Below are 22,368 nucleotides of genomic sequence, written 5' to 3'. Positions count from 1 at the left end.
TTTGTGATTCGGGAAAGGTGGGAATAGGAGTGAGTTTCGAAGATTACAGCGTTGCCATAGATAGGCGTAAGGCCACGGCTATGGAGATCTGCGGCATTTTCGACGAGGACGAAGTGAGCAGGGTGGAACCGGTTTCCTACATCCAGCAAATGAACGGTCATATGATGATCACCGTCTGGATGTTTGGGAATAAAAAAATATACTCCGCCATGTTTGAACTCCAGCCCGACGAGGCTGGGGACGCGACACCTCCAGGCCGCACCTTCTTTGATGTGTATCGGTTCAAGAACATAGTCGATATTCGAGTGGATGACTTTGGTTGCGTCATCAGTATGAGGACAGGGAAAAAGCTGGAACTGAAGTCCAACACTTATGAAGGCTCAGAGTCCTTCCTGAATTCTGCCCATGGTCTTGTGAGTCTGTGGGATGAATATGACGACTGATTGTTGCTTGACCAGGTAATGGATACGGATTGAACAGTGCATAGGAAAGAGGGGTGTACAGATGGCTGTATTCAAGCGCAACTCCAATGAAGCCGCTTTTGCGGATGGTGAGAAGCACTTTGTCGATGTCATCAAGAACCGTTCAGATAATGACACACTCATATTCAAAAACCCCGAGGAAGACTTCAACAACGGAACCACCTTGGTGGTAGGTCCCGGAGAAAAAGCCATCTTTGTCTATCAGGGTACGATCGAGCAGATTTTCGATCCGGGTAGTTATACCCTGAACAGTGCCAATTATCCCTTTATATCCCGCCTGCGGAACAGCCTCTCCGGTGGAGTCTCTTCGTTCCATTCGCTGGTCTATTTCGTTCGTACGGCGACTAGCAGGGAAATCAAGTGGGGCACACAGACGCCTATCAAGGTCTACGACAAGGCGCTCTCTGACCAATTCCAGGGGATTGGCGTCGAAACCGAGGTGAGGGCAAGAGGCGCGTATCGCATCAAAGTGGACGATTGCGGCATCTTCCTCACTCAATTGATTGGCAACAACTATGATCTTAGCAATCAGGAGTCGATTACCGACTACTTCCGCAATCAGTTCCTTGGCCACATCATTTCCATCTTGACCACTGAGCTGACCAAGTGGGCGGGGCCTCTTATCTCAGTGCCTGCCAATGCTGTAACCTATGCCAAGACCATCGAGAATGAAATCGCGCCCATTGCTGCTGAATATGGCATGAAAGTACTGAACTTCAGCATTTCCGCAATTGACATCATCGACAATGAAGCCAGACAGGAAGCACAGGATCTGGTATCCAAGAACCGCGAGCAGTTCTATGGGCGTATGGCCCAGGGGCAAGGCGAAGCGGCATATGCGCAGGGCCAGCAGTCTGCTTATGAGACTTATGGCACCAACTATCAGCAGGCTCAGGTTTTGAATGCCATGAATGGTGCCGCTTCCAATCCTGGCTCTGACGGTGGAGCCCTTCTAGGGGCGGGTATGGGATTGACCATGGGTGCCGGCATGGGCCAGGTCATTCCCAAAATGGTCAATCAGACGATGGGACAGGCGCAAGCAGCTCCTCAACCGGTTGCCGTCGACCCTGTAGAGCGGTTGAGCAGACTGAAAGAAATGCTGTCGAAGGAGCTTATTTCCCAAGAGGAGTATGAGGCTAAAAAAGCCGACATACTCAAGGAAATGTAGGTGGCTTGAATGAAGTATCTGGTTTCGATTTTTACAACGGTCCTGACGCTCATAGGTTGTGCGGCTTTCATGGCCGAAATTGGCACCTATGGCTTTGCACCTCCCGCTCAGTGGATTGTGATGTTCTTCTTGGTGGTGTTCACCATCCTGTGCTGGGTGGCTCAGTCGCGTAGCGATGACGGTGCCGCTTCGAGAAGCGAGAGCCTTTATTACCGGCTGATAGCTGAGAATGTGGTGTTTCCCGCTGTCGGTTATCTGATTCAAGGCATCATCGCAATTTTCTACTTCTCAGCTTGGAACGCCCCCTGGTGGTCTGGGAGTCTTGCCTTGCGGCACATATTGCCCAATGGTTTTTTCATCCCCCTCCTGGTCGAAGTTTTGCTCACCATAGTGGTCATCTCCCTATGGGTCGGCAACATTACAGCCAACGTGCATACGGTTCGCCAGCAGGCCATCAGAGAAGAGAAGGTCGCCAATCGGGCGCAACTGAAATCTCAGGTGCTCTTCCTCGATTCATGTTTGGATCCGAATGACAAGGAGGCGAGCGATATCAGCAACCAAATCCAGCGTAAGGTCGAATCCCTGCCGCTGGTGCCAGATGCTACGACTGGCCTCTTCTATTCCCAGGCCATTAATGAAATTCAAGAAGCTACAGCCAAGGACCGTGTAGATCTGCCCACTCTTCAACATATTCGGGACACTCTTAACAGAGTGCGCTGATTAACTGGAATCTCACGAAGTGTTCCACGAAATTTTTGAGAGGCTCGAGATGCATTCTGACAGAGTCTCATTTTAGTCGTGGAACCGTGCAGTAGGTCGACGGGTACGGTCTGTTGGCTGAATCGGAGCTCCAGATTACGCATTGTGCATAGCGGAAATCATCGTCATGGCTTAAAAGCGAAGAGGACCCGACCATCCTGCAGACCCGTCGATTATGGCGTGGTCCCTAAGACGGCCGGATCCTTTGTCCTTAGAAAGAGCCTACTGTCAGGCCTTCAGGAAGTCAGGCCTGTCAAAGGCGGGATCAGGATAGGTGTAGAAGCCCTGCCCGGAATCCTTGCCGTTCCTGCCCTCGTCCATCATCTTCTGGATCTTCTCCATGAAGGGCTTGTAATCGGGGTTGTCGCCCTGCTGCTCTTTGGTGATATTGAGAGCGGTCCGCAGCCCAACGACGTCAAAGATGGCAAAGGGCCCCATGGGGGCGCCCGTTCCGATCATCCAGGTCTTGTCCACGGTCTCCGGGTCTGCGATGTCGTGGCCCCAGAGATATGCGGCGGCGTTGAGCAGGGGGATGAGAAGGGTGTTCAGGACGTATCCGGGCTGTTCTTTCTTCAGAACGATGGGGACCATGCCGATTTCCTTGGCGTAGTCCACGATCAGGTCGAAGACCTTGGGGTCGGTCTGCTTGGTGCCCATGATTTCAGCGGTGTTCATGCGCCAGATCTGGTTGGCGAAGTGCATGTTCAGGAATTTGTCTGGTCGGCCGGTGTCCTCCGCGAAGGTGCTGGGCACGTAGGTGGAGGAGTTGCTGGCGAAGATGGTCTTCTCGGGGGCCGCCTTGGCCAGGCTCCGGTAGAAATCATGTTTGATGGAGGGTTTCTCGGGGATGGCCTCGATGACCAGGTCGGCGTCCTTGACTGCTTCAGCCAGGTCAGAGCTGTAGCTCAGATTGTTCAGGCCCGCATCGAACTGCTCGTCAGTGGCATTGATGTCCCTCTTATAGAGGTCGCGCAGGTTTCGGACGCGCTCCTCGGCGGCCGCCACAGCCTCGTCGTTGATGTCGTAGACCGTTACCTTCTTGCCCTTGAAGGCCGATTGATAGGCGATCTGGCTGCCTAGCACCCCACCGCCGGCTACTGTGACCATGTTGATGTTCGTCATGGGAACCCCTTTCATTTGTGGTACCCATCGTTGGATACGCTCTTTCATAGTAGAGCCAGGTCTTGGACGGGGCCAGGCCCACCGATGCGGCGAGAGGCCGATCAGGACTTGAAGCACCCTCCCCTTCTTCGAAGATGCCATAAACGGTGCGCAGGCCGCCGGCTACAGCGACTTTCCCGATAGTCGGCATGAGCAGCTGGCTCCGTTGCAGGGAGATCAGCAAATGGGCCTCATTGCTGGCATGGGATTGTTCGTACGGGGCAGGGCCCAGACCTTCGTGGCTGCGGTTGCGCCCGCTTGCAGCGGGCATTCAGAGTATCTGGCAGAACTCGATGGTTTCCTGGTTGGGGCCGATGACGTTGAAGTAGCGGATTCCGTGCTGCCAGAAGGTGGGGATGGACTGGATGGAGTCCTCCCTGATGTTCAGCCCCATCTCCAGGGCGTGCTCGTAAGCGGCGTCGATGTCCGGCGTGTCCAGAGCCCAGTGGTTGATGGCTCCGGTGCGCATGGGCGCAGGTTCGCCCTCCCAGGTCTCGATGGTCAAATGGCCCAGGCGCAGGAAGGCGCAGCGGTTCTCCCCGTTGGGGTAGATGCCGACCAGCTCGAACCCGAGTTTGTTGGTGTAGAAGTCGATGGTCTCATCCAGATCGTGGGCGATCATGCCCGAGTGCTGCAAATCCTTGACGTAGTCCGACATTGGCCGCATAGTGGCTGCTCCTTTGGTACCTTGATGCTGCGATGCTTCCTTACACCTACTCTAGGCGGTGGTGCGTCTGAAGATGAAAGCGAGAGAGAAAATGAAACAGGCTTTGCAGTCTGAATCTTCAGAAGCCTCCATCGTTCTGCATGAAGGTGAATAGGTTTTCGGTGCTGATCGAAAGCTGGGAGGCGACGGTCGGAATCTTGGGACGCTTCCACGGGCGATCTGATTCAGCTTGGGTTTGCTCGAAAGTGACGATAGTGGCACCGTAAAACTTCGCCGTAGCGATCAACCAGGGGTCGGCAATTTGTTTGTTAGCCCATTCACGAAATGCTGTGGATTTGTATCCATTTTCAGGTCTGGCGACCTGATTGAGCACTGCGCTATATGCTTGTATAATGCCATCCTCTTCCTCGCAGATGACTAGTAAGCTGTTTATGGCATCCAACCAGGTATCGACTTCTGGGCAGTTGTGACCGTATACCTCGTCGCGAACTTTGTCGATGATTGCCACTCGGCCCGAGTTAACCAAATTATGTAGATGCTGCCAGAACGGTGCAGATAGAGTGAACTGAGGGTTGTAGTACCGGTTGTAGGGCTCAATCAGGCAGTTTGCATCGATAAGAAAAAGCGGATTCATAAGGAGTGGCTGCGTCATGAGATGGCTCTCTTCATGAGTTTGGTGAAAGTATCACCATTGGTGCCAGTGAGACGATAAGCATCCAGATATGTGGTTCTGCCCTCGGCTACGCTGCTCGCCATCCTTTCCAGAAAGCGAGAATCGAATCTGCTTAGTTTGTTTTTATAATAGTCTCCTCCGGAGTGCTGCTGATTTTTAGTTCCTTCTGACCAGGTTTGGGCGGCCTGGTTGCATTTCTGGAAGGTTTCCTGGCTGATCAGCTTATGCTTCAGGGCATGAAGGGCCAAAGTGGTGTGGGAAACAGGGAAGCATGCCTTCAGCTTTTTCATCCGTTCGTCCAATGTGGTGTCGTCCGGAATGCTCTGCCACGTTTCCAGGAAGTCTTCGTCTGGCAGCAATATGGCTGCCCCTACCTCATTGCAGACCTGTTCAAGCCTGGTGACTCCGGTGGGTAGGGCGGTGTCATTGTATAACTCATCTGCTCCCAGCCAAACATGTGCCAGCTCATGCACCAGGGAGAAGAGGCGAGCGGTTTCGGGTTCGTCGGTCCTGTTGATGAATATCAATGGGGCGTATGGGTCGATGAGCGCAAAAGCACGAAATTCTTTGGGGTCGAGTGGTCTGCTGGTGTTGTTGCCAACCACTCCGTTCTGCATGATGAGAATCCCAGTACCCTCAGCGCGCTCGCGCAGCAGCTTGAAAGCCTTAGCTGGTTCATGCAGGCCGGATTTGCGATACCAGCGCTCATCAATCTTCAGAGCTTGACGAATATCCTCGGCAATAAGCTTGCTATCGTCATCGATGGTTCGAGAACCCACCTGTCCCAGTCGGGTGCCTTCATTATCGATACGGTCTTGTCTCGCCCAGTCCTGAATGGCAGTCATCTGGTCAGTGGTGTCCACAAGATCTCGTGAAGGACGTCCTTGTGGCTGCTGACTGCCAATAGTGCGTTTGGCATAGATAGGCGGCGTATCATCAATGGGCTCATCCATGAAGAAGTAGCCGAATGGCACGTGCAACTTGTCGCTGATGTCATGTAGCTGTGAGACAGTAGGCCGTTTGGTGCCCTGTTTCCAAGCATCAATATTCTTACGTTGGCCTTCACCTAGATGGTCTTTGGCGCCTATGGACATGACCCAATCGAGAATGGTGCGAGGAACATTGACACGTACTGTTTGAGCCATCGTTCCCCCTCCTGTATCTCGAATCCTATCTGGCCATAGGTACGGCTATTTGCGTGCTAGTGTTTACTAGTCATTTTCGCAGAGCACTTTGGACATCATTATTCGCTCTTTGACGGTTATGAGCAAGCCTATAAAAGGCTCCGGTGCCAGTTACTGACCAGGCCGGTTGGAATTGATGCCCACAGGAATTATGGTCATCGGCACTCGTTTATTGGTTTGTCTCTTCACTTATGGATTACGCTAGAATCGCTTTCCGAGATATTGACTTCTTACGGATCATAACCTGGTGATCCGCTGCCTAATCCTCCTTTCACTTAGTCGATAACTTGGCAAACTCCCTGAGTGAACGTTGCACAGGGTGGCATATGAGCGTGAAAGCTCAATGAGACCGGGAACGGGATGAATCATGTCTTGATCGACTAAGAAGTCGGGTCAGGACGAGCGGCCCCGACCCGATGCGAATGACAATGGACATCCGTGACCGTGCGACGGATATATCAGAGTATGCCCAGCAGCTCGTGGTTTCCGCTGTCCCTTGCGAATACCGGCAGGGTATCCAGCGGGGCTTCTGCGGTGATCCTCTGGCCCCCGTCGTACATCGCCCCGTCGCGAAGATCCTGCCACTGCGTAGCCGCGTCCCCAGGCAGGTAGACCTGTCGAGATCTGGCTCCTTCCTTTACCACAGGGGCGACCAGCAGATCAGGTCCGAACATGTACTCGTCGGCGATATCGGAGGCAGCGTCGTCATGGGGGAATTCGTAGAACAGTCCCCTGATGAGCGGCTGCCCATCCTCATGCGCTTGAGCGAATAGCTCACGCAAATAAGGGCGAAGACGTTCTCGGATCCTGATGAACTTGACATAGATGTCTTCGACAGACTTTCCGTAACTCCATGGTTCGTTGCTCGCCCCGGACGGCAATCGTCGTTCGCCTTGCGCTGTAGCGACAGCGGTCTTGGTGGTCCCATCGGGGTGATGCTGGCTACGGTCACCGTGATTGCGCATGACCGGCGAGAAGCAGGAGAATTGCGCCCATCTCAATAACAGTTCACGGAACGAGGGGTCGTCGATATCTCCATCGTGGAAGCCTCCAAGATCGGTGGTGAACCAAGGAATGCCGGCCATGCCCATATGGATAGCGCAGGTAATCTGTGCTCTGAACGCCTCGAAGGTGGATGCTACATCGCCCGACCATACAAGAGCCCCATATTGCTGGGATCCGGCCCATGCGCATCTGGTGAGGTTAACGATCTGTCCTTGGCGCCCGTAGGCCAGCTGCCCCTCGTAGAACCCTTTGTTGTATTCCCGCGGATACAAATTGGCTGTCTGCTGAGCAGGTCCAGCCCAGTAGCGGTAATTGCTGAAATCGTAAGTGCCATACTCCGGTTCGGCTTCATCCAGCCAGAAAGCGTCGACGCCGACATCGGCGTAGTGCTCACGGCATTTCTCCCATACATATTGGCGGGCTCGAGGGTTGGTGGCATCAAAGAACTGGCTGGGTCCCTCGAACATCATGCCGATGTCTTCGCCGTGGTCTGCTCGTACCAGCAGATTCTTGGCTTTCATCTCTGGATAGTTTTCAGAAGTCAGTGCTATTTGCGGCCAGATTGACACCATGAGTCGAATTCCCATCCTGTGCAATTCCTTGCTCATGCTGACTGGATCTGGCCAGAATTCGTCTTCGAATCTGAAATCACCCATGTGGGGCCAATGGAAGAAATCAATGACAATGAGGTCCAGAGGGATGCCGCGTTTTTTGAACTCTCTGGCAACCTGCAGCAATTGATCCTGGTTCCAATAGCGGAGCTTGCTCTGCCAAAAGCCCAGACCCCATTCAGGCATCTGAGGAGCATGACCGGTAACGTCTGCGTAATTGGACATAATTGAGCGATAATCGGCACCGGTTGTAATCCAATAATCAATCTGTCGAGTGCTCTCCGCCGACCATTGAGTCTTATTTTTCCCAAAACTGACGGAACCGACTGCCGGATTGTTCCATAGGAATCCGTATCCGTTGCTGGAGACGACGAAGGGTATGGAGATTTGCGAGTTCCTGTGGGCCAGTTCGAGCGTGCAGCCTTTCAGGTTCATGATGTTCTGTTGATATTCGCCCATGCCGTACAGACGTTCGTTTTCCGGAGGGACGAATGTCACCTTGACCTGGTGGTCGCCTCCCACGATGGGAATGAAAGAGCGTGCTCTTAAATTCAAGGAGCCGCCATCGTTCATCTCGCTGAAGAGCAGCTTGCCGTCGGTGCGCCAAAAGCTGAGCAGGCACTTCTCGGTATAGCCGTTGCCTGTGCCAATGCCGCCCGAAGCTCGCGCCTTGACCATTAGAGATCCGCTGATTATGGTGGCCTGTCCCCGTTGGTCATCGATGCTTATGTGCACTGCCTCTGCAGGCTCATGGTGGTCGCGTAAAAGCGCCCAGTCTGGGTCTTCAGGTTCGTGCATCTGCGAGGATCGGACGCGTATTGAATCGGTTCCCCAGGGCTCGATGCGAAGGTATTCGCCGTCGCCTGTCCACTGCAGCGCCTGGCCGTCGGTGGTAAATGTTGAATGTTGCATTGATTCAGTACCCTTTCAATTGGTTGATTCACCTTTGAGATCAGTCCCTTACCGCACCTGCTGCAACTCCCGTAGTGACATATTCCCGTGCGACCATCGGCGGTATTGCGGTTGGCACCGAAGCCAGAACAGCTGCAGCCATCAATGGCTCCCATTCCGGATTCTGTGCCCTATAAAATTATAGGGGCCCATCGTGATGGGACGCATGCGGCCCTGTCGGATCCAACGTTTACGCACACATGAAGTCAGACCATGCCACAGAAGTGAGAACAGTGAGATCGCCACGATGGAGTTTCGGCTTAACGGAACCCGCAATGGTTGTGAATACACGCCAATGTGAAGCGCCATGCTGGTCATGAAACTCGAAAGAAACATGACGGCGAATGGCACAGCTGCTGTGGAATCCATAGTGATGAGACCGAGATGCTGTTTAAAAGACCGAGACGGGGCCATGACCGCAGACCTTGGTGATTGGCACGGCCAGTCAGAGAACATGGAAGCGTTCAGCTTGAGTCAGAGCAAGGCCGTGGACAATCACGGCCTTCCGATCGTACTCGCCCCTGGGCCGTTCAGTCGATCAGGCCTTCGAGCTGGCGGCGGTTGATCAGGGAGGGAATGACTCCTTCGTGGGCGACGCTGAAGCTGGCGGCCAGGTTGGCGATGTGAGCGGCTTTGTCCAGGGAACATCCGTTGCACAGATAGGAGGCCAGGGCGCTGATGAAGGCATCGCTGGCGCCGGTGTCGTCGATCGTTCGGGTCTCATGGGCTGGGAAGTCCTTGTGCCCGCTGGCGGTGACTAGGGTGCAGCCGCGCTCACCCAAGGTGATGATGACCTTGCCGACCCCGCCGTCAATGAACTGTCTCGCTTTATCCACTACCGACCCTGGTCCGGGTATCAGGGTGTTCAACTCGTTCAGATTCGGGATCAGGATGTCGATCGAATCCAGCAGGTCTTCAGGCAGGTGGTCGCAGGATGATGGTTTGACGATGGTGGCGGCCTGGTGGCGCTTGGCTATTCTGCAAGCCTCGGCGACAGTGTCCATGGGGATTTCTGTCTGGATCAGGCAGTAGCCGGTGTTTCTGAAGATCTGGTCGCGCTCGGTGATGTCGTCCGGGGTCAGGGATTCGTTGGCGCCCGCTACTAGGGAGATCATCGACTCGCCCTTGCTGTCGACGAAGATGTAGGCTTTGCCTGTGTCTGCCCCACTGACTCTGCGCACACCAGCGGCATCCACATGGGCTTGCCTCATAGTTTTGTAAATGTAGTCTGCGGCGGGATCACTGCCGACATTGCCGATCAGAGAGACTTGATGCCGCAGTCTGGCCACGCCTACCGCCTGGTTAGTGGCTTTGCCCCCTGGTGTGGAGGCGAAATTTCTGGTCGTGGTGGTCATACCCGCCTTGGGCAGGCTAGGAGCAGTCAGGTAGGTGTCTACGTTGATGCTGCCGACCACCACGATCTTCTTGCATTGCTGATCCGGGGGTTGGCCGACGGTTTTCTCGCCGTCCAGGGCGAAGACATGCTCGAAAGTCTCGCTCGAATCAGACTCATGTTCGATGGCGCGGATGATCCGTCGGCACAGGTAGGCGCCGAAATCGGCATTGCGCATGACGTAGGACGATATTTCGGGGCTGCCCGGGTAGCGTAGGTGCACGTTGGTGTCGTTCATCAGGGAGACCAGGGAGAGGTCCTGCGGCAGGCGATAATGCATGGATTCGACGAACTGAAGGAATTCCAGGGCATGGTGATAGTGAGATGCCACGACACCAGTGACATGCCGGTTCTCTAGCACCCTGGTCAGGTCTTCACCGAAGGTTTTCATGACCATGTCAGTGTGGTATTGGATGTTGTGGTCGAACAAGCAGCGACGATAACCGTGCAGGAAGCTCTGGGTCCGTCTGCCCGGCGAGAGCAGGCAGGCGATGCTGGTGTGGTGGCGCTTGATCAGCTCTTCAGTCAGACTGTAAGCGGCCTCCTCGTACGGCATGAGAGCAGTCCTGTCGTCTCCTAGGGGCCCGATGGTGAGCTCAGGAGTCCCTCGTGCCTCGATTTTGCTTTTCAAGGCCAGGCTTGTGCGGTCGATCGGCTCCCAGACCATGCCATCTACTTGATGCTCCAGAGCGGCCAGGATGTTGCGTTCCTCCTGGTCATGATCGCCATAGCTGTTGAAAACCAAGGTGCCGTACCCCGACTTTTGTGCCTGCTGGATGATCCCGTCCAAGGTGGAGTCCATGGAGATGGATGAACTCAGCAGGACCCCGATTCTCCAGGTTGTGGTGTTGGGCTTGGAGGATCCGTAAGGCGTGTAGTGGTACTTCCTGACCAGTTCAAGGACCCTGTCGCGCGTGGCGGCAGTGATGCTCGCGTCCCTGTGATTCACGATCTTGGAGACCGTCGATGTGGATACGCCGGCAAGCTGGGCAATGTCCTTGATGTTCATGGGGTTCCCATTCTCCTTATTCTTTGACGCTCCGGCGAACGGCTTTGTCGACCTGCTGGATCTAGCGAATCAAGCTTACCTGAGAGATCGTCGTTAGAAGTTTCGCATTTGACACCCTATGCAGCTATTGATAGTCTCTGTTAATGAAAGTTGTTTACTAAAGTGGTTTCTCAAAGCGGTGATGCGGATCTGGTTGTGAGCGACGGCCATCTGCAGAAATCGACATTCAAGGACCAAAGGCGGTACGGATTATGAGCATTCGTTCGGTGTGGAGAGGAATCACTGCTCAGTTCTCGACAAAATCCTTGGTGCTGATACCCATAGCTGTGGGCATCAACCTCATCGGCGGGACCCTGAGCTCTACCCTCAAACTGCCGCTTTTCCTGGACATGATCGGCACCACGGTCATCGCCTGCCTGTCCGGTCCTTGGGTGGCTGCCCTGTGCGGGCTGCTGACCAATGTCTTCCTCGCTCTGGTGGCTAACCCGGTCTATCTGCCCTATGCGCTCTCCAGCGTTCTGTGCGGCCTGGTGATCGGATACATGGTCAAGGCCGGACTGTTCAAACGGATTTGGGGTGTCGTCCTGGTCTGGCTGGCCTGCGCTCTGGTCAACACGGTGACCGCTTCTCTGATCACCGTACTTGTCTACGGGGGCGCCACCGGAGTTAACGGCACTTCGATCCTCACGGCTGCTCTGGTGGTGGCTGTGAAGAACATCGTCATCTCTGTGCTCTCCTCCTCCATGCTGGAGAATCTGATCGACAAGGGAATCACAGTTCTGATCGCTTATGTGATCGTGCGTCGAATCCCCAAGCGCTTCCTGAGCCAGTACGCTTTGGACGGCAGCGATGACCAGGCCGATCTGGACGATTTGGACGACCTGGATGAGGATGAAGACGAGGATGGGCACGAAGCGGCTGGAGCGTCCAGTCAGGAGAGTTCAGCGCAGCTGGGGAAGGTCGACGAGGCTGCGGAATCCGATCGGGACTCATTGACAGGCGACCCAGCGGACTTGGACAGTGATCGTAACCAAAGGTCTGAACGCTGATGCCTGGCCCCTCATCGAATGGGATTCCTGATTCCCCGCTTGCTCGTATGCATCCCATGGCTAAGATCGCCGGCGTGTGCTCCTTGGGCCTGGCGACCTTGGTCTGGCCGGACTTTACCCTTGGTCTGGGGATCATCGTCATGCTCTTTATCGCAGCTGTTCTGGCTCGGGTGCTTCGGCCCTTCTCCGGCGTTATGCTCGGGTTCGGCATCCCCGTTACGCTCATGCTGCTGTTCATCCAGGGGTGCTACAGCCCGAGGAACACCAGGGTCATTCTTGACCTGGGATTCGCAGAACTGGGCCTTGAAGGCAGCCTATATGCGGCCAAAATCGTAGTAACCCTTCTGGTTTTCCTGGGGTCCTTCTACCTGACCAATAAAACTACATACATGGGTCGCCTGGTTGCGGCTCTGACACAGATCGGCGTGCCATCGAAAATCGGTTATTTGATCCTGGCTAGCCTGAATGTGGTTCCGCAGATGCAGCGTAGGATTGCTGTCATCGAGCAGTCTCAGCATGCACGTGGTCTGGAGACTGGCGGCGGCTTGATTTCCCGGGCGCGGGCCTTCCTGCCCCTGCTTGGACCGGTGGTTCTTTCCTCCCTGACGGATTCGCAAGAGCGCGGGATGACCCTGGAGACCCGGGGATTCGGTATCCGAGGGGTGCGGCAGACCAGCTATCTTCAGGTGGTTTGGCGGCGCAGCGACACCGTGGCGACCATCCTGTTCACTGTTTTCCTGGTGCTGGCTCTGGTGCTCGGCTGCCTCGCACGCACCGGCCTGATCGCCGTGGCCATTCAATGGGGAGGTCGGGCATGACTGAGGTCATACGAGTGAATGACTTCTCCTTCAGATACCGAGACGCCGATCGAACCACGTTGAAGCGGGTGAGCTTCAGCGTGAAGCAGAGCAGCTTCTTCTGCATCGTCGGAGCCAACGGATCAGGAAAGTCGACCCTATGCAACGCCCTGGTCGGTCTGATTCCGCACTATTTCGTAGGCAAATCCAAGGGAAGCGTCCGGATTGAAGACAGGGACGTAGCCACTTCAACCATTGCCGATCTGTCCAGACATGTGGGCTTGGTTTTTCAGAACCCCTTCAATCAGCTCTCTTATACAGCCGGGACCGTGGCCGAGGAGCTGGCCTTCGGACTGGGCAATCATGGGGTTTCACGTGAAACTATGCATGCCAAGGTGGCTCGGGTAGCGGCTCTTATGCATATCGAGGATCTGCTCGACAAGGAACCTCTGGAGCTTTCCGGCGGACAGGTGCAGCGGGTGGCCCTTGGTTCGACCTTGATCATGGAGCCGGACATCCTGGTTCTGGACGAATGCACGGCCCAGCTGGACCCGTTAGGCAGCGAGGAAATCTTCGACATTGTCAAGCGGCTCAACCAGGAAGGGATCACTGTAGTCATGGTTGATCACGATATGGAGCGGGTCGCCAGATGCGCCGACCAGGTCATGGTCCTGGGGGCAGGCCGGGTCCGAGCCCTGGGCACACCCGAAGAGGTCTTTACCGATCCCGAGGCCAAGAAGTGGGGGATTGACATTCCGGATTATGTCAAGCTCGGCAGGGGTCTGGAGGAGGCAGGATTTGATCTGTCAGGTCTGCCCATACGCGAGGACCAGACAGTTCGCGCGATTCGGGAGGCGCTGCGTTGAGAATAGACCTGCAGCATCTGGAGTACGTCTACCCGCACGGCCACCGTGCCTTGGACGGAGTGGACCTGACCTTCGAAGGCGACCGACCCGTGGCGCTGATCGGTCAGAACGGCGCCGGCAAGACCACCCTGGCCAAGCATCTGAACGGCATCCTTAGACCGACCAGTGGTCGGATCTTGATTGACGGTATCGATCTGGCTGCGGCGGACACGGCCCAGTGGGCCCGGAAGGTGGGATACGTCTTCCAGAATCCCGATGATCAGCTTTTTCTGGACAGTGTGCGGAAGGAATTCGAGTTCGGTCCCCGGCAGCTTGGGTTTGGTCAGGATCTGATAGGGCGACGTATGGAGCAGGTGGCTGGGTTGGTGGGCCTGGCGGACCGGCTGGACGATCATCCTTTCGATTTGAGTCCCACCGAGAAGAAGTTCTGTGCCATCGGCTCCGTCCTCATGATGGATACGGGTGCTGTGGTCTTCGACGAGCCCACATGCGGGCAGGACAAGGCTGGCAATGAACGGCTGGCTGCCATCATCGCCCGCCTGAGGGACCAAGGCAAGCTCTGCATCACGATTTCCCATGACATGAAGTTCGTCACCCGCAATTTCCCCAGGGTTGTGCTTATGCAGCATGGCCGGGTCCTGCTGGACGGCAGCCGCGAGGAGGTTTTCGACCGGGAAGATGTGCTCAAGCAGGCCTATGTGACGCCTCCGCCCATCACCCGGGTGGCTCGGCAGGTCGGCTTGGACGGCACGGTCTTCACGGTCTCCGCCTTTGTCGATGCAGTCTGGCGGGTCAAAGCGAGGGCAGGAATTTGAGTTTGGATACGGCACGAGCAAAAGGAGTGAACTGATGGCTAAGCCTTTGATTATTGATACGGATCCTGGCATTGATGATGCTGCGGCGATTACGATGCTGGTGGACGAGCCCGCTTTTGACATCAGGCTTATTGCATCGGTGTCGGGCAATGTGGGCATCGGGCATACGACCAGCAATGCTTTGAAGCTGTTGACTTTTCTGGGCAGGAGGATTCCTGTTGCCCGTGGCGCGGCGGCCCCGCTCATGCGTGACAACCGCTTCGCCACCGAGGCACATGGCAAGTCGGGGATGGGGTCTTTCGTGTTTCCTGAGCCGGATGCCAGCCTGCTGACCGCCAATAATGCGGTCTTGGAGGAGCGGCGGGTGCTTCTGGAGAGCGATGAGCCGGTCACTATTCTGACATTGGGTCCTCTGACCAATATCGCCCTGCTGCTGGCTGCCTTCCCGGAGGTCAAGGGCAACATCGACCGGATCGTCATGATGGGAGGCTCAACGGAGCGCGGCAATATCGGGGTCTATGGTGAGTTCAACATCTCCGTTGATCCTGAGGCTGCCAAGATGGTCTTCCGCAGCGGCCTGCCCATCGTCATGGTCGGATTGGATATCGGCCGCAAGGCCCATCTGGTCGCCGGAGACCTGGATGATCTGGATGCAGCCGGTGAAGTGGGCGGCATGGTCGCCTCCCTCTTCCGCTCCTATGACGGCGGCCATATCGAGGAGGGGGTCAAGATGTACGATCCCTCGGCTGCAATGGTCCTGCTCAAGCCCGACCTGTTCGCCATGCGCGAGGCTTTTGTGGATGTCGAGATCTCCAGTCCTCTCACCTTGGGCGCCACGGTGGTCGATTACGACGGCATCCTGGGCGGCAAGCCCAACACCAGCGTGTGCGTGGGCGTGGATGTGGAAGGATTCCGCTCCGCCTTTGTCGACAGGGTCGGCCGGGTCCAGCGCCAGTAGCTTCCGCATTGAGAAGAACCGAAAGGAAATTAAAGGAAAAATGAGTGAGTCAACTGTCTCCGAGGAGCAGAGGAACGGCATTCCCGTTCCTGAGGAGGGTACGCCGGAGTTCGCGAAAATGAACAAGATGGCACGCATCGCCATTCCGGTGGTGCTGGTCATCTTCACCTTGGGCGTGCTCCAGCAGCAGGCCTTCGGGATGATCTACGTGAACATCGGCAAGCAGCTCAACCAGGCGAATCTGGCGCCCCTGATCACCTCCCTGCCGGGCATCGTCCTGGGCATCGTCTGCGTCATCTACGGCTCGCTGGGTGATTTCGTCTCACTGAAGAAGATGATGATCCTGGGCACGGTCGTCTTCGTGCTGGGTTCGATTCTGGGGTGCTTCGGCACCTTCAGCATCTGGATCGTCATCGCGGCCCGCGTGGTGCAGTCGGCCGGCTGGCAGGTTTCCGGCTCCATCTTCCTGGTCCTAGTCTCCAAGTATGTGGAGAAGAAGAAGCGTGTGCTCTGGTACGGCGTCTTCGTCGCGGTCTTCCGCTTCGCCGCCGCCCTTGGCGTTTTCCTGGCCGGATACATGACCCTGCTTGACTGGCGCTGGCTTTTCGGCGTGGGTATCGTGGCTGTCTTCTTCATTCCCGTCCTGGCCAAGAACCTGCCCGACCAGCATGCCGCCGGTGCGCGCATCGACGGAGTCGGCTTCACCCTGATCGGACTGTTCGCCGCTTCGGTGACCATGTTCTTCACCGATATGAACTGGGGCTGGGGCATTGCCTGCGTCGTGACCCTTGTTGCATTCGTGGTGTACATCAACAAGGCCAGGAACCCCTTCATCACTCCCAAGATGCTGACCAACCCGGCCTTCGCCTTGACCATGACCGTCATCTTCGTCGGCTACTTCTTCAGCTACACCCTGAACGCGGGCGTGAACGCCATTGGTCTGAACGTGTACGGCATCGATTCCTCCAAGGTCTCCAACCTGCTGGTCTGGTCCATCATCCTGGCTGGCATCATGGGATTCGCTGCCGGGCCGGTCATCCAGAAGATCGGGCGCAAGGCTTCCGTGATCCTGGCTCTGGCCTGCATGGGTGGCGGCCTGATCGCCATCGCCTTCTTGATCCCTGCTGGCAAGATCTGGGCCCTGGCCGTGGCGCCCTGCATCTACTACTTCGGCACCTCTTTCTTCTACCAGCCCATCGTCGACACCGCGACTTTGACTGTGGAGCCCGAGGAGTCCGGACGCGTATTGGGATTCAATGATCTTCTGCAGGCCATCACCGGCTCCATCGGCGTTTCGCTCTTCGGCCAGCTGATGGCCAACGGTTCCATGGGTTCGGGCAGCCTGGCCGGCACCAAGGCCGGTCTGGCCTCCACCTACGCCAACGTCTTCATGATCGGCGGCGTGATCATCCTCGCTGGCATGGTGCTCTTCATCTGCTCCATGAAGATGATCTACAGCCACTCCCGCGTGGCTGAGGACGAGGACTGACCTTCCGAACTGCTGATTAAAAGAACCGGACCCAGGATTTGCCCCTGAGCCCGGTTTCTGTCCATAAGGGTGCGGGCAGAATTCTGCTGGGCATATTTTCCGCAACCCAGTCGGCGGTGGCACAATCTGCGACCTAAAAGTACTCGAATCCGACGTGAACGAGGCAAGGGAAGGAGCGGGTCAGCCATGGCCATATCCAGGTTGGGTAGGCAGATGGATGCGAACATTGTGATTTGCCTATTGTGGATCCAGGCCATGAGCGGACTTGTCAATGTGGCTGAAGTCAGCACTCATGTCAAGATGGAAGTGGGAACTGTCCCGCGTATGTAACTTAACTCATTGACCGCTTTCCACATGGACTTGTGCGGTTCTGTACCCGTTGGCTCTCCCTGGCATTAGGCATTCCTTGCGTTCCAAATGCTCCTGTGTGTGCGATATCAAATATGCGAATCAATCAGTCTGGCAAAGCTGGCCGGGATAGAATGACCGCATTGACTTAGTGGTGGCGCGACAATCTGTTCCGCCGCCTTTATCTTTCTTTATTTTCGGTCTTTAGTCTGGCTCCTGCCATACGGAAACGGAGAGGAGCCGATCATGCATTACATATTACGGACCGAGGGGCTGACCAAGGTCTTCGGCCATGGGCAGCGGGCCGTCGACCAGGTGTCCCTGCATGTACCCGAGGGCGGAGTCTACGGGCTTCTGGGCCCCAATGGGGCTGGCAAATCCACCACTCTGAAGATGGTCACAGGTATGCTGCGCCCTAGCGGCGGGTCCATGATCCTGGATGGGCACCCTTGGTCGCGCCGGGACCTTTACGACATCGGTGCTCTGATTGAGCAGCCGCCCGTCTACCCCAACCTGACGGCCCGCCAGAACCTCAAGGTGCGCACCACCCTGTTTGGCCTGCCTGATGAGCGGATCGACCAGGCGCTCTCCATTGCCGGACTTGTCGATACGGGCTCCAAGAAGGCTGGGCAGTTCTCCCTGGGCATGAAGCAGCGCCTGGGGATAGCCAACGCCATCCTGACCAAACCTCGGCTGCTGATCCTGGACGAGCCCACCAACGGGCTGGATCCGCTGGGCATCGAGGAGCTGAGAGGGATGATCCGCAGTTTCCCCCAGCAGGGGATGAGCGTGATCGTCTCCAGCCATATCCTCTCCGAGGTGTCGGTCCTGGCGGATCACATCGGCATCATCGCCGACGGCCGCCTGGCCTACGAGAATGAGCTGCATGCCGGGGAGGACCTGGAGGGGCTGTTCATGGATGTGCTCAGGAGGTCGCGATGAGCAGCAGGAACCTTGAAGAACTGACCCAAGATAATGTGGCTGCATCAGGCGACCAGATCGGGACGCGGGTCGGGGCCGGAGGCATCCCCTTCGGCAGGATCCTGGCAGTAGAGATCATGAAAGGTCGGTCGGCCGCGCCGAGGCGTATGGCCCTGGCCTTTCCTCTGGTGCTCATTATCATCATGGCTGTCCTCGTGTTCGGACTGCATGTCTGGTCGCCCTCTTCGGTCAACTACTGGTATGTCCTGCTTCTCCCAGCCATGGCTGCCCTGATGAGCGCCGCCGTGGCCAGCATCGACGCAAGGCAGCAGTGGAGGACGACCCTGGCCCTGCCCGCCGCGCCCATTCTGGTTTGGTGGGCCAAGATCGTCTACTGCCTGTTCCTGGTCGGCGTCGCCACCCTGCTGGCTCTGGGCCTGCCGGCGCTCATGGTCGCCATCTCTGGAGTCGAGGGGCCCTCTCCGGCTGATTTTGTCGTCAGCGCCCTGATGCTGGTCCTGGCCTGCTCCTGGATGATACCGGCGGGATTGGCGCTGACCGCCAGATTCGGCATCCTGATCGGATTCGGCCTGCCTTATATGGCGGACCTGCTGGTCTCGACAACCTTCTGGGGAAACCAACGGCTATGGCCCTTCCTGCCGCCCTCCGCCATGATCAGCCTGCCAGTGCCTTTCATGAGGGTCATGCCCGATGGCGTGCCCCTGAAAATCGAGAGCAGTAGTCCGATCAAGACCGCACTGTCCGTCTTCGGCGGTCAGAGCCTGACGGCGCTGGCGGTCTGTCTGGTCTGGTTCCTGCTCCTGTCCCTCCTGACGGGAATCTGGTTCTCGCATAAGGAGGCCGACTGACATGACCGTGCACTACAGACGCGCCGCCAGGCAGACCGTTCCGACCAGGCAACCCAGGACAACCATCTGCCGGGCCATAGTCTCGGAGGCCGGACGGCTGCGCGGATCAGTGCTCATCCCCATCCACGCCGTCTGCGGGCTGGCGGCCGGGATCGCCTGCGGCGTCTACTTCGCTGCAGCCCCTTACGACCCCGGGTTCGGGACCGATGCCTTCTTCCAGATTCTGGGTGCCTTCATGCCCCTGATGGTCGCCATCATCGTCGCCTTGAACATCGAAACCGAGCGCGAGGCTGGCGACATGGCCAACCTCCTGGGGATTCCCAGCCGCCGCCTGGGCCTGACAGCCAAGATCATGGTGCTCTGGATCTTGGGCCTGCTGGCTCTGGTCCTGGCCGCCCTGACCTTCCGCCTGCCCATGGCTCTGGCAGGCCGGGCGGGGATGCCGGTCTCCGCCCTCGCGCTCGCCATCCTGGGCATTGCCGGGGGTTCCCTCTGCCTCTACCTCTTGGCCATAGCCCTGGCCATGCGTTTCGGCAGGAACCTAACCATTGCCGTCGGGGTCGTCGGCACTGGGACCGCCATCGGCTCCCTGGGAGGCCTGCTCAACGGCCTGTACAGTCACACCCTGGCCGGGGCCGGCCCCACTGGGGTCAGCCGGTGGATCCCCTTCACCTGGCCCGCCCGCTTCGGCTCCCTGGGCATTGAGCAGGCCTTGGCCCTGACCATGCCGGGAGGGGACGGCCTACGGGTCTCCATCGGCGTAACTGCCTTGGATAATCTGGTTCCCTGCCTGGACTTTACCCTGGCCTTGGCCGTGGCGCTCATGCTGTGGATCGGCTGGTTCGAAGACCGGCACAAGTCCAGCGATTAGACTGGGCTGAGAAACGCCTGACAGGCATGTATGCCGGCTGAGCCGGGGGAGGCCAAGCGCAGAGAAGGAGCCGATCATGGTTGACACGCAGGCCGACCTTTCCCATGGGGGCGATCGGCATCCGGCCACCATCCTGGTGGTGGACGACGATCCCAGGATCACTGCGCTGCTGATGGCGGCCCTGTCCAAGGACGGCCACGCGGTGACCGTGGTCAACGATTCCCGAAAGGTTACGAAGATGGATCTGTCCTCGGTCGACCTGATCCTGTGCGATGTCATGATGCCTCACATGGACGGCTTCGCCCTCCTGGCCTCCATCAGGGACCGGGCGTCCTGCCCGATCATCTTCCTGACGGCCAAAACCGACGAGGACAGCGCTGTGCTGGCCTATGGCCTAGGTGCCGACGATTACATACGCAAGCCCTTCGGCGTAGCCGAACTCCGCGCCAAGGTCAGGGCGCGGCTGTCCCAGGGCAGCCGGTCCAGACGCCCGCTTCTGCGTTTCGGCTCCTTGGACATGGATCTTCAGACGCGTCAAATCAGAGTGAATGGGCGCAAAGCCAATCTGACGGATGCGGAATACCGCATATGCGCCCTCTTGGCCCAACATCCTGGGCGGGCATATACGCCTCCGCAGATATGGGAGGCCTGCCTGGCCACGGCGGACGACCCGGCCGCCAATAGTCCAAACGGCGATGCCACTGCAGCGGTCAGGGTGCACCTGAGCAATGTCCGGCGCAAGTTCAAAGCCCTGGGAGCGGATCCCATCAGAACCATCTGGTCGGTGGGGTACCAGTGGGCGGCCTGACCGGCGGCGGGCCCGGATCGCCACAGAGGCGGAGCAGCGAGGGGAAGGGTGCGTCCGGCCGCAAAGGGATCCCCATTGTTCTGCTGATTATCAGATACTTTCTTTATGTGCTCCTAGCACTGGTCCTGCTCTTCGCCGGCATCGACGCGGTCTGGACGGGTCTGGGCGCCAGGGGCGACTTCCTTTGGGCCAACTACGGCGAACGGCACCTGGAGGAGGTGGGGCGCACCATCAGCAGTTCGGCCACTGTGGACGACGCCATGATTCCCGCAGCCTACTGGTACCGGACCTATGACCATCGAGGACGTCCCTTGGGGGGCGACATGGGCCCTGGCATGGCGGCTGATGCGGACCTGCTGGCGGCCGATCATCCTGAGCGCGGGGCATCCACGCTGGTGGAGGAGCAGGGAAGGAAGACCGGCCAGCCGCTGGGCACCCGCGTGGGCAAGGAAGCGACGTATGCCATCTATGCCACGGCTGATGGAAGCCGGTGCATTCTGGCTTATCAGATCATGCCGCAGTGGGTTTCGAAGCAGGCCCGTGACCGGTACCCCAACCCTCAGGACTTCCTGCTGGCGGCATTTGCGGCGGCCCTGCCGATTACTCTGCTGGCGGTCGGGCTGAGGGCAGCTCATGTCATATCTTCCAAGCTCAAGGTTTTCAACCAGGTGGCTGCCGATATAGGGCGCCAGGATCTGGAGGTCGGGCTGCCCCGCACCAACATCCTGGAGATCAACCGGGTGCTGGACTCCTTCGACCGGATGCGCGTCACGCTCAGGAAGTCCCTGGAGGCGACCTGGACGGCACAGGAGGCCCAGCGGCGGCAGGTGGCAGCCCTGGCTCACGATTTGAAAACGCCTCTGACCGTCATGCGAGGCAATGCAGAACTGTTAAGCGAGACCGAGCTCAGCCAGGAGCAGCAGACCTACCTGGGTTACATTGAGGGTGCCATCCATGAAATGGCTGACTATGCCCAGGCCATCAGCCAGGGCTCCATGGGTGCGGCCTCCGGACGATCTGGGGTCGCCACAGCTGTTCTGAGGGATATGGTCGACAATCAAGCCCAAGGCTATGTGAAGGCCCGGGGGTTGCGGCTTGAGAGCGATGGCCGTCTGGATTCCGCCGCCGGTCACATTTCCGGTGATGCCGCTGACCTTGTCCGAGCGATCATGAACATCGTTGCGAACGCGGCTGACTACTCGCCGGACCATGGCCTAGTGACGTTGACCTGGAGGCTGGAGGGTGGTCAGGAGGGCGGGCGAGCCTTAGTGGTGACCGTGCGTGACCGGGGTCCAGGTTTCAGCAGCCGGGCTCTGGCCCATGCCACGGAATGGCTCTATCAGGCTGACAGCAGTCGGCACGGCTCCAGCGGTCACCATGGCATCGGCCTGGCTGCAGCGCGGTCGACTGTGGAAAGTGCAGGAGGCCGCCTAATCCTGGCCAATGCAGCCAGTGGCGATGGCGCAGCAGTCACCGTATCTTTGCCAGTGCAGTGAATTCAGCGGAGCTGATAC

At 57.5% G+C, this 22,368-nt stretch carries 19 protein-coding genes and 1 pseudogene; 14 read left to right on the top strand and 6 right to left on the bottom strand.

Going from position 1 to position 22,368, the window contains the following annotated elements; translation table 11 throughout:
• The first annotated feature begins 29 nt into the window (after positions 1-29).
• The 3 genes from GYM67_RS08870 to GYM67_RS08860 all read left to right on the top strand — a co-directional run bounded on the left by GYM67_RS08870 (position 30) and on the right by GYM67_RS08860 (position 2,370).
• On the top strand, positions 30-443 hold the full coding sequence (locus GYM67_RS08870; protein WP_258561497.1) for a hypothetical protein: 414 nt from the start codon (positions 30-32) through the stop codon (positions 441-443).
• 61 nt (positions 444-504) lie between these two features.
• Positions 505-1,650, top strand: coding sequence for an SPFH domain-containing protein (locus GYM67_RS08865; RefSeq protein ID WP_220236508.1), 1,146 nt, complete (start codon positions 505-507; stop codon positions 1,648-1,650).
• Positions 1,651-1,659: 9 nt separating this feature from the next.
• The gene (locus tag GYM67_RS08860) at positions 1,660-2,370 is read left to right on the top strand and encodes a hypothetical protein (protein ID WP_220236507.1); all 711 of its coding nucleotides are present in this window, start codon (positions 1,660-1,662) and stop codon (positions 2,368-2,370) included.
• 267 nt (positions 2,371-2,637) lie between these two features.
• Here the strand turns inward: GYM67_RS08860 and GYM67_RS08855 are convergent, their stop codons facing one another.
• The 6 genes from GYM67_RS08855 to GYM67_RS08830 form a co-directional block, all read right to left on the bottom strand.
• Positions 2,638-3,531, bottom strand: coding sequence for a 3-hydroxyacyl-CoA dehydrogenase (locus GYM67_RS08855; protein WP_220236506.1), 894 nt, complete (start codon positions 3,529-3,531; stop codon positions 2,638-2,640).
• A 310-nt stretch (positions 3,532-3,841) separates the two neighbouring features.
• Complete coding sequence (locus tag GYM67_RS08850; protein WP_220236505.1) at positions 3,842-4,237, bottom strand: VOC family protein; 396 nt, start codon at positions 4,235-4,237, stop codon at positions 3,842-3,844.
• Between the two features lie 118 nt (positions 4,238-4,355).
• A complete protein-coding gene (locus GYM67_RS08845; RefSeq protein WP_220236504.1) occupies positions 4,356-4,889 on the bottom strand; it encodes a DUF4411 family protein in 534 nt (177 codons plus the stop codon).
• A complete protein-coding gene (locus tag GYM67_RS08840) occupies positions 4,886-6,055 on the bottom strand; it encodes an ImmA/IrrE family metallo-endopeptidase (RefSeq protein ID WP_220236503.1) in 1,170 nt (389 codons plus the stop codon). Before GYM67_RS08840 ends, GYM67_RS08845 begins: the two co-directional genes overlap by 4 nt.
• A gap of 497 nt (positions 6,056-6,552) precedes the next feature.
• A complete protein-coding gene (locus GYM67_RS08835) occupies positions 6,553-8,622 on the bottom strand; it encodes a glycoside hydrolase family 31 protein (RefSeq protein ID WP_220236502.1) in 2,070 nt (689 codons plus the stop codon).
• Between the two features lie 569 nt (positions 8,623-9,191).
• Entirely contained in the window at positions 9,192-11,063 is a 1,872-nt protein-coding gene (locus tag GYM67_RS08830) for a PfkB family carbohydrate kinase (RefSeq protein WP_220236501.1), read from the bottom strand.
• Between the two features lie 251 nt (positions 11,064-11,314).
• On the opposite strand from GYM67_RS08830, the pseudogene GYM67_RS08825 reads away from it, so the two are divergent.
• The 11 genes and pseudogenes from GYM67_RS08825 to GYM67_RS08775 form a co-directional block, all read left to right on the top strand.
• A pseudogene (locus GYM67_RS08825) lies at positions 11,315-11,965 on the top strand (ECF transporter S component); the annotation flags it as partial.
• Positions 11,966-12,111: 146 nt separating this feature from the next.
• Positions 12,112-12,930 (top strand): energy-coupling factor transporter transmembrane component T, encoded by an 819-nt coding sequence (locus tag GYM67_RS08820; RefSeq protein ID WP_220236499.1) that lies wholly within the window; start codon positions 12,112-12,114, stop codon positions 12,928-12,930.
• Positions 12,927-13,775, top strand: coding sequence for an energy-coupling factor ABC transporter ATP-binding protein (locus GYM67_RS08815; protein ID WP_220236498.1), 849 nt, complete (start codon positions 12,927-12,929; stop codon positions 13,773-13,775). Before GYM67_RS08820 ends, GYM67_RS08815 begins: the two co-directional genes overlap by 4 nt.
• Entirely contained in the window at positions 13,772-14,590 is an 819-nt protein-coding gene (locus GYM67_RS08810; RefSeq protein WP_220236497.1) for an energy-coupling factor ABC transporter ATP-binding protein, read from the top strand. The genes GYM67_RS08815 and GYM67_RS08810 overlap by 4 nt, the downstream gene beginning before the upstream one ends.
• 34 nt (positions 14,591-14,624) lie before the next feature.
• On the top strand, positions 14,625-15,548 hold the full coding sequence (locus tag GYM67_RS08805) for a nucleoside hydrolase (protein ID WP_220236496.1): 924 nt from the start codon (positions 14,625-14,627) through the stop codon (positions 15,546-15,548).
• Positions 15,549-15,588: 40 nt separating this feature from the next.
• Positions 15,589-17,037 carry an MFS transporter gene (locus GYM67_RS08800; RefSeq protein ID WP_220236495.1) on the top strand — a complete coding sequence of 483 codons (1,449 nt, stop codon included), beginning with the start codon at positions 15,589-15,591 and terminating at the stop codon, positions 17,035-17,037.
• A 594-nt stretch (positions 17,038-17,631) separates the two neighbouring features.
• Positions 17,632-18,327 (top strand): lantibiotic protection ABC transporter ATP-binding protein, encoded by a 696-nt coding sequence (locus tag GYM67_RS08795; protein ID WP_198219579.1) that lies wholly within the window; start codon positions 17,632-17,634, stop codon positions 18,325-18,327.
• Positions 18,324-19,175: a lantibiotic immunity ABC transporter MutE/EpiE family permease subunit gene (locus tag GYM67_RS08790; RefSeq protein ID WP_220236494.1), complete on the top strand. Its 852-nt coding sequence runs from the start codon at positions 18,324-18,326 to the stop codon at positions 19,173-19,175. Before GYM67_RS08795 ends, GYM67_RS08790 begins: the two co-directional genes overlap by 4 nt.
• Position 19,176: 1 nt before the next feature.
• Entirely contained in the window at positions 19,177-20,046 is an 870-nt protein-coding gene (locus GYM67_RS08785) for an ABC transporter permease (protein ID WP_220236493.1), read from the top strand.
• 76 nt (positions 20,047-20,122) lie between these two features.
• A complete protein-coding gene (locus GYM67_RS08780) occupies positions 20,123-20,854 on the top strand; it encodes a response regulator transcription factor (RefSeq protein WP_220236492.1) in 732 nt (243 codons plus the stop codon).
• A complete protein-coding gene (locus GYM67_RS08775; RefSeq protein WP_220236491.1) occupies positions 20,842-22,350 on the top strand; it encodes a sensor histidine kinase in 1,509 nt (502 codons plus the stop codon). Before GYM67_RS08780 ends, GYM67_RS08775 begins: the two co-directional genes overlap by 13 nt.
• The last annotated feature ends 18 nt before the right edge of the window (positions 22,351-22,368 follow it).

The organism is Bifidobacterium asteroides, assembly GCF_019469425.1.
GTDB classification, from domain to species: Bacteria; Actinomycetota; Actinomycetes; order Actinomycetales; family Bifidobacteriaceae; genus Bombiscardovia; species Bombiscardovia asteroides_I.
This window is presented reverse-complemented; position numbering and strand designations above follow the sequence as displayed.

Bases quoted from the DNA above. Each gene is read 5' to 3' on its own strand.
- GYM67_RS08780 (WP_220236492.1), top strand. From the start codon at position 20,123: ATGGTTGACACGCAGGCCGACCTTTCCCATGGGGGCGATCGGCATCCG.
- GYM67_RS08795 (WP_198219579.1), top strand. From the start codon at position 17,632: ATGCATTACATATTACGGACCGAGGGGCTGACCAAGGTCTTCGGCCAT.
- GYM67_RS08805 (WP_220236496.1), top strand. From the start codon at position 14,625: ATGGCTAAGCCTTTGATTATTGATACGGATCCTGGCATTGATGATGCT.
- GYM67_RS08855 (WP_220236506.1), bottom strand. From the start codon at position 3,531: ATGACGAACATCAACATGGTCACAGTAGCCGGCGGTGGGGTGCTAGGC.
- GYM67_RS08850 (WP_220236505.1), bottom strand. From the start codon at position 4,237: ATGCGGCCAATGTCGGACTACGTCAAGGATTTGCAGCACTCGGGCATG.
- GYM67_RS08865 (WP_220236508.1), top strand. From the start codon at position 505: ATGGCTGTATTCAAGCGCAACTCCAATGAAGCCGCTTTTGCGGATGGT.
- GYM67_RS08830 (WP_220236501.1), bottom strand. From the start codon at position 11,063: ATGAACATCAAGGACATTGCCCAGCTTGCCGGCGTATCCACATCGACG.
- GYM67_RS08845 (WP_220236504.1), bottom strand. From the start codon at position 4,889: ATGACGCAGCCACTCCTTATGAATCCGCTTTTTCTTATCGATGCAAAC.
- GYM67_RS08815 (WP_220236498.1), top strand. From the start codon at position 12,927: ATGACTGAGGTCATACGAGTGAATGACTTCTCCTTCAGATACCGAGAC.
- GYM67_RS08785 (WP_220236493.1), top strand. From the start codon at position 19,177: ATGACCGTGCACTACAGACGCGCCGCCAGGCAGACCGTTCCGACCAGG.
- GYM67_RS08860 (WP_220236507.1), top strand. From the start codon at position 1,660: ATGAAGTATCTGGTTTCGATTTTTACAACGGTCCTGACGCTCATAGGT.
- GYM67_RS08840 (WP_220236503.1), bottom strand. From the start codon at position 6,055: ATGGCTCAAACAGTACGTGTCAATGTTCCTCGCACCATTCTCGATTGG.
- GYM67_RS08800 (WP_220236495.1), top strand. From the start codon at position 15,589: ATGAGTGAGTCAACTGTCTCCGAGGAGCAGAGGAACGGCATTCCCGTT.
- GYM67_RS08835 (WP_220236502.1), bottom strand. From the start codon at position 8,622: ATGCAACATTCAACATTTACCACCGACGGCCAGGCGCTGCAGTGGACA.
- GYM67_RS08790 (WP_220236494.1), top strand. From the start codon at position 18,324: ATGAGCAGCAGGAACCTTGAAGAACTGACCCAAGATAATGTGGCTGCA.
- GYM67_RS08820 (WP_220236499.1), top strand. From the start codon at position 12,112: ATGCCTGGCCCCTCATCGAATGGGATTCCTGATTCCCCGCTTGCTCGT.